This is a genomic window from Streptomyces lucensis JCM 4490, assembly GCF_014650035.1.
Taxonomy (GTDB): Bacteria; Actinomycetota; Actinomycetes; order Streptomycetales; family Streptomycetaceae; genus Streptomyces; species Streptomyces lucensis.
The window spans coordinates 101,408-118,828 of record NZ_BMUE01000003.1; the positions used below are offsets into that span (position 1 = coordinate 101,408).

Genomic DNA, 17,421 nt, shown 5'->3' on the forward strand with positions numbered 1-17,421 from the left:
CCGGTGGGTGACCCGCAGGCGTCAGGCAGCGGGGCCCGGTGCCGGCTGGCCGAGGGGGCAGCTGGTGAGCAGGGTGGCCGGGTCCGCGTCGGCCGGTCGGGTGACGGTGTGGCCGGCGGGCGGGAGGCCCCGGCCGCCGATCCACCGTTCCAGTGCCGTGAACGCCGTGCGGTGGCAGGGGACCATCGGGCGGAGCCGGCCGGGGAAGGCGTCGACCAGCGAGTCGGTGTGCGTGCCGTCCTCGATGCGGTAGTAGCGCAGCAGACCGCCTCGTCCGCTCGCGTGGACCATGCGGGCGTACACGTCGGAGTCCTCGCTGATCGGCAGCAGCACGTCGAGGGTGCCCTGCAGGGTGATCAGGGGTTTGCCGATGCGGCCGGTGAGGGCGATGCGGCCGACGGCGCGGTGCACGGCGGCGGGGCGGGCCGCGTAGTCGTAGTCGGCGTCGCAGGCGTGGGTGCCGGTGGCGCAGTACGGGGTGCCCGCCTCGGCGGCGCCGTCGTAGCCGGGGTCGAGTTCCTCGCGGTAGATGCGCTGGGTGAGGTCCCAGTAGACCTGGTAGTGGTACGGCCACAGGAATTCCGAGCCGGCCGGGAAGCCCGCCCGGTGCAGGGCCGCCTCGGCGTCGGCGGCTCCGGCGCCGCCGGCGGCGTAGGCGGGGTAGTGGCGCAGTGCGGCGGGCAGCGATGTGAACAGGTTGGGGCCGTCCGGGCGCCAGAGCGTGCCTTCCCAGTCGACTCCCCCGTCGTACAGCTCGGGGTGGTTCTCCAGCTGCCAGCGCACGAGGTAGCCGCCGTTGGACAGGCCGGTGGCGATCGTGCGGTCCGGGGGCCGGTGGTAGCGCTGGGTGACCACGGCGCGGGCCGCGCGGGTGAGCTGGGTGAGGCGGGTGTTCCATTCGGCGATGGCGTCGCCGGGCCGGCGGCCGTCCCGGTAGAAGGACGTGCCGGTGTTGCCCTTGTCGGTCGCGGCGTAGGCGTAGCCGCGGGCGAGCACCCAGTCGGCGATCGCCCGGTCGCCCGCGTACTGCTCGCGGTTGCCCGGGGTCCCGGCGACCACCAGGCCGCCGTTCCAGTGGTCGGGCAGGCGGATCACGAACTGGGAGTCGTGGTTCCAGCCGTGGTCGGTGTTGGTGGTGGAGGTGTCGGGGAAGTAGCCGTCGAGCTGGATCCCGGGGACGCCGCTGGGCGTGGGCAGGTCCTTGGGGGTGAGACCAGCGTAGTCGGCCGGGTCGGTGTGGCCGCTGGCCACGGTCCCGGCGGTGGTCAGTTCGTCCAGGCAGTCGGCCTGCTGGCGGGCGGCGCCCGGCACCCGGATCCCGGCGCGGCCGGCGCAGTGGCCGTCCGGTGTCCGGGTGCCGGGGGGCGCCGCCGTGGCCGGGGTGATCAGCAGGGAGCAGGCGGCGGCGAGCGACAGCGCACCCAGCGCGGCGCGCCGTACCGGCCGTCCGAACGATGCCGTGTGGTGTGGGAACATGCGGTCTTCCTCCGGCGGAGTTGGGGACGCGCTGGAGGCTAGGGGCGATGGCGGTGCCGGAACATGTGGCGGGCCGCCATGACGGCGGCCCGTAGGGCGTCGCCGGCCACCATGACGGCCCGTCTCTGGTGTTCCGTCAGGGACAGCCGCCGTCGGCGACGGTGTAGTAGCCGGCGGGTGACTCCTTCAGGGTGTGGGTGACGAACGTGTTGTACAGGCCCATGTTCTGGTGGGAGCCGGCCGCGTAGGTGTAGCCGCCGCTGGTGGTGGCCCGTCCGGCCCGCACGTGGGCGTAGTTGCTCCCGCTCCAGCAGGCCGCGCCGCCGCCGTCCCCCGGGTCGGAGCCACCCGGTACGGAGGTGTCCAGGCCGAAGAAGCGGGCGATCCAGCGGCTGGAGCAGATCGAGTCGGGGAAGTACGGGGCGCCGGTGCTGCCGCAGCTCTCGCCGCCGGTGCCCGGATCGACCGGGGTGCCGTGGCCGATACCGGGCACGCGGTCGACCTCGACGGCGACCGTGCCGTCGGCGGCCAGGTACTGCTCCTGCCGGGTGGCGTCCGGTCCGATGGCCGTCGTGCGCGTGGGGGTCTGCGACAGGCCGTGCAGGGCCGTCCACTGGTCGCGCAGCTCGGTGGCGTCGCGCGGTACGACGGTGGTGTCCTGGTCGCCGTACCAGACGGCCGTGCGCGGCCACGGTCCCCGGTAGGACGGGTAGGCGTCGCGCACCCGCTGGGCCCACTGGTCGGGCGTCAGGTCGACGCCGGGGTTCATGCAGGTGTAGGGGCTGTTGTCGCTGGTGCAGTCGTAAGGCAGTCCGGCGACGACCGCGCCGGCGGAGAAGACGTCGGGGTAGGTGGCGAGCATGACCGAGGTCATGGCGCCGCCCGCGGACAGACCGGTGACGTACACGCGCCGGGGGTCGGCGCCGTAGGCGGTGACGGCGTGGTCCGCCATCTGCCGGATGGACAGGGCCTCGCCCCGGTCGCGGCGGTTGTCGGTGTCCTGGAACCAGTTGAAGCACTTGCTCGGGTTGTTGGCGCTGGTGGTCTGCGCGAGCACCAGCAGGAACCCGTCCTGCTCGGCGAGTTGGGGCAGCCCGGAGTTGTCGGCGTAGACCTGGGCGCTCTGGGTGCATCCGTGCAGTGCCACGACGACCGGCGGGTGGGCCGGCAGCGACGCGGGCCGGTACACGTACATGTCCAGGGCGCCCGGGTCGGACCCGAAGTCACCGACCCTGGTGAGCGCGACGGAGGCCCGGGCGGCGGGCGCGGGTCCGGTGAGCACGGCGCCCAGGACGACGGCGAGGACGGCCAGGAGCCGGCTCGCGAGGAGGCGGGTCGGCCGTGGGCGGACGCCGGGTGTGCGGGGTGGTCCGGGTGGCTGCGGCGGCGGGTTCTGCGGCATGGCGGCTCCTTCGGTGGACGCGCGGGTCCCGGCCGCCCCGGCGCACGGGCGGCGCCTGGGGCACCGGGCGTGGCGGAACCGTAGGTTCCCGCGCTGGGCGGCACCATGGCCCCGGGCTCCACAGCCGTCTCCTGGTGAGGCGGCGGCGGACCGATTGCGGCGACCGGCGTGCTCTGCTACCGGACTCGGCCGTGCCGTGTGGGGGATGTCCCGGCCGTGCCGCGCCGCGTCACTCCTGCGGCGGGGCCGGCGGCACCACCGCGACGGGGCTCGCCGCGTGCAGCAGCACCGCCTGGGTGACCGAGCCCATCATGCGGGCGGGGGCGAGCAGCCGGCGGCGGTGCCGTCCGACGACGACCAGTTCGGCGTCCGCGGAGGCGGCGACGAGGTGGCCCGCGGCGTCGCCGGGCAGCGCCTCGGCGTCGGCGCGGACCCCGGGGTGCCGCTTGCGGTGCGGGGCGAGGAAGCCCTCGGCGAGGGCGCGGGTCTCGTTCTCGACGGCGTCCTGGTCGACCGGCGGCGGCACCATCTGTCCGGGGGCGGACCAGGTCTGCACCGGCCACGGGTAGGCGGCGACCACCTGCAGCCGGGCGTCGCGCAGGGCGGCCTCCGCGAACGCGAAGTCCAGGACGGCCTCGTCGGGGCTGTCGGCGTGCAGGCCGACGACCACCCGGGGTCCCGGTCCGGCGGGTCCGCCCTCGTGCACCTGGCGGCCGGGTGGCGGTACGACGACCACCGGGCACTCGGCGTCCCGTGCCGCGGCGAGGCTGTTGGAGCCGAGCAGCAGGCTGGCGAATCCGCCGCGCCCCCGGGAGCCGAGGACCAACAGGGCGGCCTGGGAGCCGAGTTCGGGCAGCACGGCACCCGGCACGCCTTCGACGGCGACGTACTCCACGGCCGGTGTCCCGGTGCGGTCGGCGAGCCGGGCGCGCACCTCGTCGAGCACGGGATCGCCCTCGGCCTCGGGTGGCGCGGCGACCAGCACGTCGGCCTGGCCCCAGGCGGCGTACTGCCGTACGTGCACCACCCTGAGGGGTGCCGCGCGGCGGCGGGCGGTGTCGAGGGCCCACTCCAGAGCCCGCGTGCTGTCCTCGGAACCGTCGACCGCGGCGATGACCGGCGCAGTGCTCATCTCTCCCACCTCCGGAACGCGACCTTGCCCTTGCTGGGGCCAGCCTCGCTCAGGCTCGGCCCCGGCAGGGCCCTGCCGATCGCGTGTCCGCGATTCCGGCCGGAACACCCCTCGCTCAGGTCAGGTCGAACTCGCCCTCCCTCGCGCCGCAGACGAAGGCGCCCCATTCCGCGGGTGTGAAGATCAAGGAGGGGCTCTCCGGCCGGCCGCTGTTGCGCATCGCGATGAAGCCCTCGACGAAGGCGATCTGGACATCGCCCAGACCGCGGCTGCTGGACTGCCACTCGGCCCTGCTGAGATCCAGCTCCGGCTTGTCCCAACCCGCGAGCGGCTGCTGCTGGATGGTGCTCTCGGCCACGTCCGTGCTCCTCCCGGTTCGTCGTCCGCGGGTCAGCCTAGCGACCGCTCACGACGCCCGACAGGCCACATGGTCAGGACCTTCCGGGAATCGGGCCCCGGTGCCGCCGGCCGCCCTCGCGCACGCCGGTGGCGGGTCCGCTCACGCGTCGAGGAACTCCCGCACCACGGTGAGGAACTCCTCCGGGCGTTTCTCGTGCACCAGGTGCCCCGCGTCGACGGTCACCAGCCGGGCGTCCGGGATCAGCCGCGCCAGCCGCGCGACCTGGTCCTGCGGGATGGGGCTGGTGGGGCCACCGCCGATGACCAGCGTCGGCATGGTGATGCGGTCCATGTGGTCCCACCACACAGGATCGGGCGCGTTGCGCTGCTCATCGGTGGCACGGACCACCGCCCAGTCGAACGGCAGCTCGCCGTCCGGCCGCTCGGCGGGCGGCCGGGGCGGGTCGAGCGGCACCGGTGCGCACACGTCCTCCAGCACCAGGCGCCGTACGGCACCGGGATGGCGCTGCGCGAGGAGGTACGCGACGAGACCGCCCAGCGAATGGCCGACGACGTCGGCCCTGCCGGGTCCGAGGGTGGTCAGCAGGGCACGGACGTCCTCGCACATCGTCTCGGCCGTGTAGTCGCCCGGCCAGTCGCTGCGTCCGTGGCCGCGCAGGTCCGGGGCGTACACGCGGCGCGGGACAGGTGGCGCCGCGAGCCGTTCGGCGATCCGGGTCCAGTCGGCGCCGTCGGCTCCCCGGCAGTGCAGCAGCAGGACGGGCGGGGCCTCGGCCGGGCCCCAGACGCGGCAGAGCAGGGTGATGCCGTTCGTCTCGACGGGGCACAGTACGGGAGTGTCCATGCCAGGCACGGTAGCGGGCAGGCCGGTGTCAGACGGGCTGGTCCGCCGACGGCGCGGCCGGGGGTACGGGGCGGCCGAGGAAGGCGAGGACGTCGCCGCGGAACCGCTCCGGGTCGTCGAGCCAGGGATAGTGGCCGGCTCCGGGCTGGACGGTGACCTCGGCGTGCGGGAAGGCCTGGGCGGCGCTGCGGGCCAGGCCGGGACGGGGGCCGCCGTCGAGCTCGCCCGCGTACACGAGGACGGGGGCGGTCAGGCCGGCGAGGGCCGCGCGGGTCGCGGCGGGGCTGAAGGCGCCGTCGGCGAAGTAGCGCTCGGCCGCTTCGTCGTTGGTCTGCTCCGGCTCGGCCTCCGTGTGCGCCCGGGCGGTGTCGTCCCAGCGGCCGTGGAAGAACGGCAGGAACACGTCGTCGAAGTCGGCGTCGCCTGCGAGCCAGGCCCGGAAGGCGGGGAACGCGTCGGCGAACCACGGCTCGTGCGCGCGCAGTTCCGCTGCCGCCAGCCGGTCGTCGGGGGTCGTGCGCAGCCCCAGGGCGGACGGGTTGGGGGTGATCAGCGCCAGCCGGCGGATCCGGTGCGGGTGGCGGGCAGCGTAGAGCATCGCCAGGGCGGCGCCCGCCGAGTGCGCGAGGAGATCCATATGCGTCAGACCCATGTGGGCACGCCACACCTCCACGTCCTCGACCATCCGGTCGCAGCGGTAGGCCGCCGGGTCCGGTGCCGCCGCGGAGTCGCCGGTGCCCCGCAGGTCGAGCAGGGCGAGCCGGCGGTGCGCGGTCAGTCCGCCGAGGTCGCCGAGGTAGGCGGAGGCGCGCATGGGGCCGCCGGGCAGGACGGCGAGTGGTTCGCCCGCTCCCCGCAGGTGGTAGGCGAGCCGGGTCCCGTCGCTCGCGGTGAAGGTCGGCATGCGGGTGATCATCCAGGTGCGCGCCGCCCTCGCGCAACGCCTTTCCGGCATTGCGCGGTCATGCGCAGGTCACCCGCCGTCGCGCTGCGGCCGGCCGCTCCTGAGGGGGATGTCGGCGGGTGCCCCGCGGAAAAATCTCCGTCACCCTCTTGCCCGGAAGCGCGTGGCCTGAATTACTGGCCCGGACAGCTCGACCGAATGATCGGTCGCCCGGAATGTGAGGGTGACGAGGGAGACGTCTCGATGGCGGATGCGACGGACCCGCTCGACGCGGGCGAACGGCTCGGGCCCGAGGAGCTGCGCGCTCTGCAGTTGAAGCGGCTGCGCGCCTCGCTGCGGCACGCCTACGACAACGTGCCGTTCTACCGGAGCGCGTTCGACGGGGCCGGTGTCCGCCCGGAGGACTGCCGTTCCCTCGCGGATCTGGCCCACTTCCCGTTCACGACCAAGGCCGACCTGCGGGAGAACTACCCGTACGGCATGTTCGCCGTCCCCCGTGAACGGATCCGCCGCCTGCACGCCTCCAGCGGCACCACGGGACGCCCCACGGTGGTGGGATACACGGACGGCGATCTCTCCCTGTGGGCCGACATGGTGGCCCGGTCGATCCGTGCGGCCGGCGGGCGGCCGGGTGACGTCGTGCACGTCGCGTACGGCTACGGGCTCTTCACCGGTGGTCTGGGCGCCCACTACGGTGCCGAGCGCCTGGGCTGTACGGTCGTCCCGGCGTCAGGTGGCATGACGGCGCGGCAGGTGCAGCTGATCCAGGATCTGCGGCCGGCCGTCATCATGGTGACCCCTTCCTACATGCTGACGCTGCTGGACGAGTTCGAACGGCAGGGCGTGGACCCGCGCGGCACCTCGCTGCGCGTGGGCGTCTTCGGCGCCGAGCCCTGGACCGAGCGGATGCGGCGCGAGATCGAGGAGCGGTTCGCGATCGACGCCGTCGACATCTACGGCCTGTCCGAGGTGATAGGCCCGGGCGTGGCCCAGGAGTGCGTGGAGACCAAGGACGGCCTGACCGTGTGGGAGGACCACTTCTATCCGGAGGTGGTCGACCCGATCACGGGTGAGGTGCTGCCGGAGGGCGAGCAGGGCGAGCTGGTGTTCACCTCGCTGACCAAGGAGGCCATGCCGATCGTCCGGTACCGGACCCGGGACCTGACCCGGCTGCTGCCCGGGACGGCCCGGGTGTTCCGGCGGATGGAGAAGGTCACCGGGCGCAGCGACGACATGGTGATCCTGCGCGGGGTGAACCTGTTCCCGACCCAGATCGAGGAGATCGTGCTGCGTACGCCCGGGGTGGCGCCGCACTTCCAGCTGTGTCTGACCCGCGAGGGCCGCCTGGACGCGCTCACCGTCCGGGCCGAGGCCCGCCCCGGTGCGACACCGGAGGTGCGCGAGGAGGCGGCCCGGGCCATCGTCGCGGGCGTGAAGGACGGCATCGGCGTCTCCGTCGCCGTGGAGATCGTGGAGCCGGAGTCGCTGGAGCGCTCGGTCGGCAAGATCCGCCGCATCGTGGACCTGCGCCCACGCTAGGCCGTGTCCGCGAAGTCGCGTCTGGTGATGGGGGTCGTACGGACCACGAGCGTCGCCGGCAGCGCTCGTGGTCCGTGCGATCAGGGCCGGCTCGTGAACCGGTCGCGCAGCTCGCGCTTGAGGATCTTGCCGCTGGCGTTGCGCGGCAGTTCGTCGACGAAGAGGACCCGCTTGGGCGCCTTGAAGGGGGAGAGCTTCTCGCGCGCGTGGGCGATCAGTTCGTCCTCGGTGACCTCGCCGCGGGAGACGACGACCGCGGTGACGGCCTCGACCCAGCGCTCGTCCGGCAGGCCGATCACGGCGGCCTCCGCGACGGCCTCGTGGGTGTACAGGGCGTCCTCGACCTGACGCGAGGCGACCAGCACGCCACCGGAGTTGATGGCGTCCTTCACCCGGTCGACGATGGTGAGGTAGCCGTCCGCGTCGCGCACCGCGAGATCGCCGGAGTGGAACCAGCCGTCCCGGAAGGCCGCGGCGGTCTCCTCGGGCTTCTCCCAGTAGCCCTCGCACAACTGCGGTGACCGGTAGACGATCTCGCCGGGCGTGCCGTCGGGCACGTCCTCGCCGTCCTCGTCGACCACGCGCGCGTCCACGAACAGGACGGTCCGTCCGCAGGAGTCGAGCCGGCCCTCGTGCTCGTCGGGGGCGAGCACCGTCGCCAGGGGGCCGATCTCGCTCTGCCCGAAGCAGTTGTAGAGGGCGAGCCCCGGAAGCCGGTCGCGCAGCCGCCGCAGCACCGGCACGGGCATGATCGACGCGCCGTAGTAGGCCTTGCGCAGGCCGCCGAGGTCGCGGGTGGCGAAGTCGGGCCGGTTCGCCAGGCCGATCCACACCGTGGGGGGCGCGAACAGGCTGTCCACGCGGCCCGCTTCGATGAGGTCGAACAGCCGGTCCCCGTCCGGCGCGTCCAGGATGACGCTGGTCGCGCCGACCGTGAGGTAGGGCAGCAGGAACACGTGCATCTGCGCCGAGTGGTACAGCGGCAGCGCGTGCGCGGGCCGGTCGCCGGCGCTCAGGTCCAGGGCGGTGATCGCGCTCAGGTACTCGTGCACCAGCGCCCGGTGGGTCATCATCGCGCCCTTGGGCAGGGCGGTGGTGCCGGAGGTGTACAGCAGCTGGACCAGGTCCTCGGTACGCGGTTCGGGGCCCTCGTACACCGGGGTGTCCGCCAGCCGGGCCAGGAGCGAGTCGCCGGCGTCCCGCAGGGGCAGTATCCGTGCCCCGCCGGGGAGCCGCCCGGCGAGGTCCGGGTCGGTGAGCACCAGGGTGCTGCCCGACTGGCCCACGAGATACGCCAGGTCGTCGCCGGTGAGGTTCTGGTTGACCGGCACGTGGACCAGGCCGGCGCGGGCGCAGGCGAGGAAGGCGATCAGGTAGGCGTCGGAGTTGTGGCCGTAGGCGGCGACCCGGTCGCCCGGTTCCAGGCCTTCGGCGAGCAGCAGCGCGGCCGCGCGGGAGACGGCGTCGTCGAGTTCCCCGTACGTCCACGTGCGCTCGCCGTACTCCACCGCGGTGCGCGCCGGAGTGCGCCTGGCGCTGCGCCGCAGCACCCCGTCGACCGTGCTGCCGTGTCCCTGGGTCATGACAGCCGATCCTCGGGCCGCCGGACGCGCCGGTCAAGGACCGCGCGGCCGCGGCCGGTCACACCTGCTCCAGCACCGCCATCGCCGCGTTGTGCCCCGGCACCCCGCTCACCCCTCCCCCGCGCACCGCGCCCGCGCCGCACAGCAGGACGCCGGCGTGCCGGGTCTCCACGCCCCAGCGCCCGGTGCCCTCCTGGGCGTACGGCCAGGACAGCGCGCGGTGGAAGATGTTGCCGCCGGGCAGGCGCAGGTCACGTTCGAGGTCGAGCGGGGTCTTCGCCTCGATGCAGGGGCGGCCGTCGGCGTCGGTGGCGAGGCAGTCGGCGAGGGGCTCGGCGAGGTGGGCGTCGAGCTGGGCGAGGGTGGACCTCAGCAGCTCCTCGCGGACGCCGTCGTTGTCCCCGGCGAAGAGCCGGGCGGGGGTGTGCAGGCCGAACAGGGTGAGGGTCTGGTAGCCGCGCCCGGCGAGGCCGGCGCCGAGGATGGTGGGGTCGGTCAGGGAGTGGCAGTAGATCTCCGACGGCGGCGCCGCGGGGAGCCGGCCGGCGGCGGCCTCGGCGTGGGCGGTGGCCAGTTGCCGGTAGCCCTCGGCGATGTGGAAGGTGCCGGCGAAGGCCTCGCGGGGGTCGACGGAGGCGTCGCGGAGCCTGGGGAGCCGCTTGAGCAGCATGTTGACCTTGAGCTGGGCGCCCTCGGCCGGCTCGGGCGACGGGTCTCCCGTGAGGGCGGCCAGCTCCTGGGGCGAGGCGTTGACCAGGACGTGCCGGGCGGCGGCGACGCCCTCGCCGTCCACCGTGCGGTACGTGACCTCGGCGCCGTGCCCGTCGGTGTCGATGCGCACCGCCTCGTGTCCCGTCGCGATCACCGCTCCCGCCGCTCGGGCCGCTGCGGCCAGCGCGTCGGTCAGGGCGCCCATGCCGCCGACCGGCACGTCCCAGGAGCCGGTTCCGCCTCCGATGACGTGGTAGAGGAAGCAGCGGTTCTGGGCGAGGGAGGCGTCGTGGGCGTCGGCGAAGGTGCCGATGAGCGCATCGGTGAGGACCACGCCCCGCACCAGGTCGTCGGTGAAGGTCTTCTCCACGGCGACCCCGACGGGCTCCTCGAAAAGCGCCCGCCAGGAGGTCTCGTCGTCGATGCGGCGGCGCAGTTCCTCCCGCTCGGGCAGCGGTTCGGTGAGCGTCGGGAACACCCGCTCGGCCACGCGCCCGGTCATGCCGTAGAAGCGCTGCCACGCCCCGTACTCGCGCTCGCCTCCGGTCAGCCGGGCGAAGGCCTCCCGGGTGCGCCGCTCCCCGCCGCCGACGAGCAGTCCGGTGGGCCGCCCGCCGCGCTCGGTGGGGGTGTACGAGGAGACGGTGCGCCCGCGGACCCGGAACCGCAGACCGAGGTCGCGCACGATCTTCCGGGGCAGCAGGCTGACCAGGTACGAGTAGCGCGACAGCCGTGCGTCCACCCCGGCGAAGGGGCGCGTCGAGACGGCGGCGCCGCCGGTGTGGTCGAGTCGCTCCAGCACCAGCACGGACCGTCCGGCACGGGCCAGGTAGGCGGCGGCCACCAGGCCGTTGTGGCCGCCGCCGACGATGACGGCGTCGTACGTCCGGGTTCCCTCGTTGGCAGGCATGGTCCTTCGTAACACGGGGTGATCAAGGTGACCAGAGGCGTGCGTCCACCGAGTGGTACGCGATCAGCGGTGTGCCGGGTGCGCCGGGCGGTGCCGACGAACGAGGCGGGAGGCCGGTCAGGAAAGTGTCTCCAGGAACGCCGAGCAGGCGTCCGCGCAGGCCCGGCAGGTCTTCGCCGCCGGTTCGGCGTCCGGGTGCTCGTCGAAGGCGCGGGCGCATTCGAGGCACACGGAGCGGCACCACTCCAGCCGGACGCGGATGCCCTCCTCGTCCTGGCGGGACTCCTCGCACAGCGCACGGCAGGTCGCGTCGCACACCTCGGCGCACATGATGCCCAGCCGGCGCACGCGCTCCTGGTGCTCGGTGCCGTCCGGGTCGACCAGGCTCGCGCGCACCGCGCAGGCCCGGGCGCATTCGGTGCACGCCTGGGCGCAGGTGAAACGGTCCTCCAGGAACCGGTAGAGCTGCTGCTGCGAAGCGGGCGATGTCACACCGTGCGGGTAGCCGGGTCGGAACGCGGCAAACCACCGGCCCGGTCCGCCCGGGCGCCCGTCTGCGGAACAGGACCGGCCGAGCGGTCACGGCCCCCGTCGCCACAGGTCGGATTCCGGCCACGAATGATGTCCGATTCATTCCCTTTTGAGATGGGTATTCCTGTTCCATGGATACCGCATCGATGCAGCTGGCCGCGACGAGCGGCCTGGCGAGCCTCGTTCTGTTCGGCATAGCCGTGGCTCTGCTGGCACTGCTCGCCGGTGGCTTCTGGATGAACTCCCGCATCAAGTACCGCGAACCCCCGCGCCCGCGGCCCGAGGAGCAGCCCAAGCTGCCGCCGGAGGGACCGGTGCGCGAGATCCGGGAGAACCGGGAATCCCAGGAGGTTCCCGTGACACCCAAGGGCGGTCGTCCGCTCACCCCGTACGAGCTGAGCAACATGGACAGCAGGCCCAGCGCCTCCAAGGAGCGGCCGCGCTGGAGCCGGGGGTCCAGCGGCTCGTTCGGCGGCGGCGGACTCGGCGCCCACTGAGCCGCAGCGCCCGGCACGCCCCCTGTCACCGCGCCCACTCGTCGCCCCACCGACCACCACGTCCCGACCAACCGGTCCCGGCCCGTGCCGGACCGCCGGCCGCCCCCGGGTCACGTCAGGCCTGGGAGTCCTTCCGGACGGCGTCCAGGCGGCCGACGCGGGCCACGTTCCGCACGTCCTCCGGATCGGTGCTGGGCTCGGCGGCGAACCAGGCGTCGAGGATCTCCTTGAGCACCGGCTCCGAGACCAGCCGCAGGCTGAGCGCCAGCACGTTGGCGTCGTTCCAGCGGCGTGCACCGTCCGCCGTGGCGGCGTCCGTGCACAGGGCCGCGCGTACGCCCGGCACCTTGTTGGCCGCGATGGAGGCGCCGGTACCGGTCCAGCAGCACACCACCGCCTGCTCGGCCAGTCCCTCGGCGACGTCCCGGGCCGCCGCCTCCGAGCAGGCCGCCCACCGCGCGTCGGCGCCGGGCCGCAGCGCGCCGTGCTCGCGCACCCGGTGGCCGCGGCGGCGCAGCTCCGCCACGACGAGGCGGGCCACGGGTTCGTCCATGTCTGAGGAGACGGAGATCCGCATACCGCGGAGCGTAACGCCCCTGCCCCGGGCACGGCTCCTGCCCCGGGCACGACGGTACGGAATCCGCCGTGGTCCTCCGCACCGCGCACGGGAGTGGGCGTGCCGCCGCCACGCGCGCGAGGGCCCCGCGGGCATCGCTGTCGCCCGCGGGGCCGTAGGTGACCGGTACGGGTTCGTCAGGGGTGCTCGGGCTGCTGCGCCGGGGGCACGCCGCCGCCCTCGCCGCCGCCCTTCTTGCCCTTGTCCGTGCCGTGCGGGCGGCCGCCCGCGCCCCCGTCGGCCGTCTGGCGGGCCTTGAGCTCGCCGCTGTCCTGCGGGGTGGCGCCTCCCTTGTCACTGCGCCGTTGTTCGGGCTGCTGCGGATTGGACATGCGCCGGACTCCCTCCGGGTCGTGCGTGCTGCGTGCGCCGTCCGGGTTCCCAGGGCGGCACGGCTGACGCACCCCACCGGCCGGACACCTCAACCTCAGACGGTGGCGCGGATCAGCGTCTGGTGAAGGTGCTCGAGGGCGTCGAGCAGCACCGACCGGTGGTACCAGCTCAGCCATGCCGCCGCGTCGGCGGCCAGCACACCGAGGGTCCGGGCCTGTGCGGCGGTCGGCCGGTGCCCGGTGTCCGGCCAGTGCACGGTGATCACGCCGGTGCAGGCACCGGCCGAGGACAGGACGGGGACGCTGTGCAGGGCACGGGTTCCGGTGGCCAGCAGGACGCGCCGGCAGTCGTCGCCCAGCAGCGCGTCGGCGGCCACGTCCGGCACGCTCACCGCGCGCCCCGTCGCCCGGGCGACCGCGTCGGCCGTGCCCTCGTCCCGGCCGCGCACCAGGTGGTCGAGGAAGGCCTCGGCGCAGCCGTGGTGGGTCTCCGGCGTCAGCGCGTTGACGGCCGGGTCCACCAGCTGCACGTACCCGGCGGGCGCCCGGCCGGCGGCCAGCGCCTCGTGGAGCACCGCGTCGATCATCTGCCGCCGGTAGCGCGGGTCCCGGCAGCCGCGGGCCGGCAGCCTCAGCTGCGGCACGGGCAGGGAGCGGCGGCCCGGGAACCACACCTCGCCGTCCGGGGGGCGGGCCGCCACCACGGCGGAGACGAGGACACGCAACGGCACGTTGAACCGCTGCGAGGTCTCACGCAGCACCGTGAAGGCACTGCCGGCGTCGGGCAGGTCGTAGCGGACCATGAGGATGCCCTGGGCCATGCCGATGACCGGCGCGGTGCGCACCCGGGCGCGCAGCGCGCGGACCTCCTTGTACAGCTCGTCGTACGACGGCCGCAGCGGATCGGCGATCTGCGACCGCCAGGCGGGCAGTTCCTCCGCCCGCGTCGGGGTGCGGGCCAGCTCGCGCAGCGCGTCGTCGAGGGTGGCGTACAGCCGGACGCCGTCCAGGCGGGCCAGATGCACCGCCTCGCGCACCCCCGGACGGGCCCGGACGATGATCAGGTCGGGGCGTCCGGTGCGCTGGTGGGCCGTCTCGCTGAGCGTGCGCAGCACGGCGGCGCCGCCGAGCTGGACGTGGCCCATGTCGAGGACGGGCCGCAACCCGGCGCGATCGGCCTGCTCCAGATGGCCGCGCAGCTCCGCCGACCAGGCCTCCGCCCCCTGTGGGTCGAGGCTGCCGGACATGCGCAGGAGCAGGGCGCCCTCGGCCGGCAGTCCCTCCACGACGGAGGACTCGATGACCAGGGGGGCCGGTGCGCCGGGGCGGGCGGCGGAGGCTTTCATGGCATCACCCAGACACTTTCTCGGCTTCACCCGGGACAGGGGTCGCGGTTTCACCCGGACATGAGTCACGGACGGCTCGATCGGCCTCTTCGTGAGCTCGGACCGCCTCGCACAGGGCAGCTGACGTCATCGTGGCACGCGCCCGGGCCCCCGGCAGTCCGGCCGGCCCCGGCATGCGCCGCCCGCGGGGGCGGGGCGCGCGATGTGCCGGGCCCGGCCGCCGCCGTGCGCCCGCCCCGGCCCCGGCCGGCGTGGCCCACGGGCGGCCCTCGGGCGCGGCCCCGGGAACTCAGCCGACATACCGCCGTGCGGGTGAGTCGCGGCGTGCCCGCTCCAGTGCGGCGAGCCGGCGTTCCAGTTCCGGCGGTACGGGGTCGCGCTGGCGCAGCACCCAGGGCAGCCCGGCGGTGGCGTGGGCGAACGCGCGCGCCGAGGCGGCGTCGTGGGGCACGGTGCGGATCAGGTGCCCGGTGCGGCGCAGCGCCGGGAGCAGGGGGCGGCGCAGCCAGGTGAACCACAGCGTGTTGCGCAGGCCGAGGACGCGGCGGGCGGTGCTGTCGCGCAGCCGGGAGGCGTGGTGGTGGACGGTCAGCTCGTCGGCGTAGGCGAGCCACCAGCCCTGCCGCAGCAGGTCGCAGGCGAGCAGTTCCTCCTCGCCGCCGAGCCAGAGGCCGGGGTGGAAGCCGCCGCCGGCGCGGAAGGCCTCGGTGCGCAGGACGGTGGCGGCGGCGAGGAAGGAGCCGAGCGCGGGTCCCGGGAGCCAGTCGGGGCCGGTCAGCGGGGATTCGCGCAGTTCGCGCACGACCGGGTCCTCGGTGCCCGCGGGTTCGACGACGATCCGCGCGGTGACGGCGGCGAGCCGGGGGCGGGTGCCGAGCAGGTCGGCGGCCCGGCGCAGGCTGCCCGGCTCCCACCAGGTGTCGTCGTCGCAGAAGGCGACGTAGGGGGTGCGTACGCGCCGGACGGCCAGGTTGCGGCCGATGGCCCCGAGGTTGCGGCCGGGGCGGAGCAGCGTCATCCGGGGGAACTCCCGGGCGACGGCTTCGGCGGTGCCGTCGGTCGAAGCGTTGTCGGTGACGATCACCGGGGGGCGTTCGGGCAGCCGGCTCAGCACGGCGAGGGTGCGCAGGAGTTCCTCGCGCCGGTTGTGGGTGATCAGGACGACCGTGGTGCGGTCGTCGGGGAGCGTCCGGGTCATGGGGCGGCCTCTCCGTCCGGGTGCCCGGCAGCCTGCCCGTCGAGGATGCGGGCGGCGTGCTCGACGTGCGGGGGCAGCGGGCGCCGGCGGGCGAGCGTGGCCGGGAACCGGGCGAGGGTCTCGCGCAGGGCGCGGCGGGCGCCGGGGCGGCCGGCCGCGGCGGCCAGGACCAGGTCGGCGCCGGCGCGCAGTGCCACGGGCCAGGGACGGCGCAGGCAGGAGGTGAGGACGTGGTTGCGCCGGACGAGGAAGGAACGGCCCGTGCGGCCGTGGTCCTCGGGGTGGTGCCGGGCGCGCAGGGTGGGCTCGTAGGCGACGCCCCAGCCCTGTGCGGCCAGGTCGTAGGCGAGCAGGGTCTCCTCGCCACCGAAGAAGAGCAGCGGGTGGAAGCCGCCGGCGCCCAGGAAGGCCTCCCGGCGCACCACGCAGGCGCAGGCGAGGAAGCCGAGCACCGGGCGGCCGGGCAGGTCCGGCTCGGGCGGCAGGGGCGAGGCGGCGAGGATCTCGTTGAGGGGGTCCTCGGCGGCGGCGTCGCCGACCAGGGTGCGGGCGGCGAGCAGACCGAGCCGGGGGTGGCCGTCCAGGAGGTCGGCGGCCCGGCTCAGGCTGCCCGGCTCCCACCAGGAGTCGTCGTCGCTGAAGGCGACGTAGGGGGTGCGGGCGTGACGGACGGCCAGGTTGCGGCCGAGGGCGCCGGTGTTGGCGGCGGGCCGCAGCAGGCGGGAGACGGCCGGGTGGTCGCGGACCGCCCGCAGGGTGGTGTCGTGGCGGGAGTTGTCGACGACGATCACCGGTGGGCGCTCGGGCAGGGCGGCCAGCGCGTCGAGGGTGCGCAGCAGACTGGCGCACCGGTCGCGGGTGATGACGGCGACCGTGGTCCTCGGATCGCCGCCCTGGGTGGGGCGCGGGGCGAAGCGGGGGGCCCGCTCAGTGGACATGCGCCACCTCCGTTCCGGTGCCGCGTGGGCCGCCGCGGGCCGGCCGCAGCAGTGTCAGACAGGCCGCGGCCACCTCACCGGTGCCGATGCGCAGCAAGCGGGCGTCGGGGGTGCGGCCGTGCGGGTCGCCGGGCGGCCCGGGTTTCCACAGGGCCAGGTGGTCCGGACTGGGCGGCGGCCCCCACAGACGGGGGGAGACGGGGCCGAAGAGGGTGACGGAGCGGGTGCCGTGGGCCACCGCGAGATGGGCCGGTCCGGTGTCTCCGCTGAGCACCAGGGCGGCCTCGGCGACCAGCGCGGACAGTTCCCCGAGGGCCAGGCCGGTCAGTACGTCGCACGCGCGCTGTCCGCCTCGCTCGGCGACGGGGCGCAGCAGGGGTTCCTCGCCGGGTCCTCCGGTGAGCACCACGCGGTGTCCGGCGGCGCGCAGACACCTGGCGACGACGGCGAACCGCTCCCCCGGCCAGCGGCGGGAACCCGAGGCCGCCCCCGGATGCACGACCACCGCACCCGGCGCCGGGGACGGCCCGGAGGGCCGGGGCAGGCGCAGGTCGAGGGGGTCGGCCGGGATGGCGAAGCCCTCCAGGAAGGCGCACCAGCGGTCCCGTTCGTGGGCGTGTCCATGCCATGGCGGCGCGTCCGGGCAGGCGTGGGCGAGCAGGCGGCGCGGGTGCAGGGCGGCGAGCGCGTCGCGGCTCTCGGGTCCGTTGCCGTGCAGGTCGATCGCCACGTCGGGCGGCGGCCCGGTCCAGTGCGCGAGGGACGGCACCGCCCGCCCCGGCGCCTCGGCCGGGAACACGGCGTCGACCGCGCCGGTGGCCAGGGCGAGTTCGGTGAGCCACGGTGGCTGGGCGAGCACGATCCGATGGCCGGGAAAGGCCCGCCGGACACCACGCAGCGCGGGCACCCCGGCCAGCAGGTCGCCCAGCCCCAGCGCACGCAGCACCAGGACGGTCGGACGACTCGGGATCCTGGTCACCCGGCGTGCCCTCCGGTGCGCGATGAGGCCCCGCCCGGACGGCCGGCCACAGCGGCCCCCCGGCCCGACGAGCCGCCACATGCCCCCGACGGCCCCGCCCGCAGCGGGACCCCGACCACCGGG

17 protein-coding genes are annotated in these 17,421 nt (G+C 74.9%); 2 read left to right on the top strand and 15 right to left on the bottom strand.

What is annotated here, in order from left to right:
- Positions 1-21: 21 nt before the first annotated feature.
- The 6 genes from IE177_RS08400 to IE177_RS08425 all read right to left on the bottom strand — a co-directional run bounded on the left by IE177_RS08400 (position 22) and on the right by IE177_RS08425 (position 6,118).
- The gene (locus IE177_RS08400) at positions 22-1,476 is read right to left on the bottom strand and encodes a 3-hydroxybutyrate oligomer hydrolase family protein (protein WP_190014330.1); all 1,455 of its coding nucleotides are present in this window, start codon (positions 1,474-1,476) and stop codon (positions 22-24) included.
- A gap of 136 nt (positions 1,477-1,612) precedes the next feature.
- Complete coding sequence (locus IE177_RS08405; protein WP_190014333.1) at positions 1,613-2,878, bottom strand: extracellular catalytic domain type 1 short-chain-length polyhydroxyalkanoate depolymerase; 1,266 nt, start codon at positions 2,876-2,878, stop codon at positions 1,613-1,615.
- Between the two features lie 229 nt (positions 2,879-3,107).
- Positions 3,108-4,010 (bottom strand): universal stress protein, encoded by a 903-nt coding sequence (locus IE177_RS08410; RefSeq protein ID WP_190014334.1) that lies wholly within the window; start codon positions 4,008-4,010, stop codon positions 3,108-3,110.
- A gap of 115 nt (positions 4,011-4,125) precedes the next feature.
- Positions 4,126-4,368: a DUF397 domain-containing protein gene (locus tag IE177_RS08415; protein WP_190014336.1), complete on the bottom strand. Its 243-nt coding sequence runs from the start codon at positions 4,366-4,368 to the stop codon at positions 4,126-4,128.
- Between the two features lie 141 nt (positions 4,369-4,509).
- Positions 4,510-5,214, bottom strand: coding sequence for an alpha/beta fold hydrolase (locus IE177_RS08420; RefSeq protein WP_190014338.1), 705 nt, complete (start codon positions 5,212-5,214; stop codon positions 4,510-4,512).
- 28 nt (positions 5,215-5,242) lie between these two features.
- Positions 5,243-6,118, bottom strand: a complete 876-nt coding sequence (locus IE177_RS08425; protein WP_190014340.1) for an alpha/beta fold hydrolase — start codon at positions 6,116-6,118, stop codon at positions 5,243-5,245.
- A 243-nt stretch (positions 6,119-6,361) separates the two neighbouring features.
- Here IE177_RS08425 and paaK point away from each other — a divergent pair, with 243 nt between their 5' ends.
- Positions 6,362-7,657, top strand: coding sequence for a phenylacetate--CoA ligase PaaK (gene paaK, locus IE177_RS08430; RefSeq protein WP_190014342.1), 1,296 nt, complete (start codon positions 6,362-6,364; stop codon positions 7,655-7,657).
- A gap of 80 nt (positions 7,658-7,737) precedes the next feature.
- Here the strand turns inward: paaK and IE177_RS08435 are convergent, their stop codons facing one another.
- The 3 genes from IE177_RS08435 to IE177_RS08445 form a co-directional block, all read right to left on the bottom strand.
- Positions 7,738-9,240, bottom strand: a complete 1,503-nt coding sequence (locus IE177_RS08435) for an acyl-CoA synthetase (RefSeq protein ID WP_190014345.1) — start codon at positions 9,238-9,240, stop codon at positions 7,738-7,740.
- A 58-nt stretch (positions 9,241-9,298) separates the two neighbouring features.
- Positions 9,299-10,861, bottom strand: coding sequence for a phytoene desaturase family protein (locus IE177_RS08440; protein ID WP_190014347.1), 1,563 nt, complete (start codon positions 10,859-10,861; stop codon positions 9,299-9,301).
- 117 nt (positions 10,862-10,978) lie between these two features.
- Positions 10,979-11,353 carry a four-helix bundle copper-binding protein gene (locus tag IE177_RS08445; protein WP_190014349.1) on the bottom strand — a complete coding sequence of 125 codons (375 nt, stop codon included), beginning with the start codon at positions 11,351-11,353 and terminating at the stop codon, positions 10,979-10,981.
- A gap of 170 nt (positions 11,354-11,523) precedes the next feature.
- On the opposite strand from IE177_RS08445, the gene IE177_RS08450 reads away from it, so the two are divergent.
- The gene (locus IE177_RS08450; protein ID WP_229815947.1) at positions 11,524-11,889 is read left to right on the top strand and encodes a DUF6479 family protein; all 366 of its coding nucleotides are present in this window, start codon (positions 11,524-11,526) and stop codon (positions 11,887-11,889) included.
- A gap of 115 nt (positions 11,890-12,004) precedes the next feature.
- On the opposite strand, the gene IE177_RS08455 is transcribed toward IE177_RS08450, so the two are convergent.
- The 6 genes from IE177_RS08455 to IE177_RS08480 form a co-directional block, all read right to left on the bottom strand.
- Complete coding sequence (locus tag IE177_RS08455) at positions 12,005-12,466, bottom strand: RpiB/LacA/LacB family sugar-phosphate isomerase (protein ID WP_190014351.1); 462 nt, start codon at positions 12,464-12,466, stop codon at positions 12,005-12,007.
- A 176-nt stretch (positions 12,467-12,642) separates the two neighbouring features.
- On the bottom strand, positions 12,643-12,837 hold the full coding sequence (locus IE177_RS08460; protein WP_190014353.1) for a hypothetical protein: 195 nt from the start codon (positions 12,835-12,837) through the stop codon (positions 12,643-12,645).
- Positions 12,838-12,932: 95 nt separating this feature from the next.
- Positions 12,933-14,183 carry an ANTAR domain-containing protein gene (locus IE177_RS08465; RefSeq protein ID WP_190014354.1) on the bottom strand — a complete coding sequence of 417 codons (1,251 nt, stop codon included), beginning with the start codon at positions 14,181-14,183 and terminating at the stop codon, positions 12,933-12,935.
- Between the two features lie 289 nt (positions 14,184-14,472).
- Positions 14,473-15,381 carry a glycosyltransferase family 2 protein gene (locus tag IE177_RS08470; RefSeq protein ID WP_190014356.1) on the bottom strand — a complete coding sequence of 303 codons (909 nt, stop codon included), beginning with the start codon at positions 15,379-15,381 and terminating at the stop codon, positions 14,473-14,475.
- The gene (locus tag IE177_RS08475) at positions 15,378-16,319 is read right to left on the bottom strand and encodes a glycosyltransferase family 2 protein (RefSeq protein ID WP_190014358.1); all 942 of its coding nucleotides are present in this window, start codon (positions 16,317-16,319) and stop codon (positions 15,378-15,380) included. Before IE177_RS08475 ends, IE177_RS08470 begins: the two co-directional genes overlap by 4 nt.
- The gene (locus IE177_RS08480; protein ID WP_229815997.1) at positions 16,309-17,298 is read right to left on the bottom strand and encodes a glycosyltransferase family 9 protein; all 990 of its coding nucleotides are present in this window, start codon (positions 17,296-17,298) and stop codon (positions 16,309-16,311) included. The genes IE177_RS08475 and IE177_RS08480 overlap by 11 nt, the downstream gene beginning before the upstream one ends.
- Between the last annotated feature and the right edge of the window lie 123 nt (positions 17,299-17,421).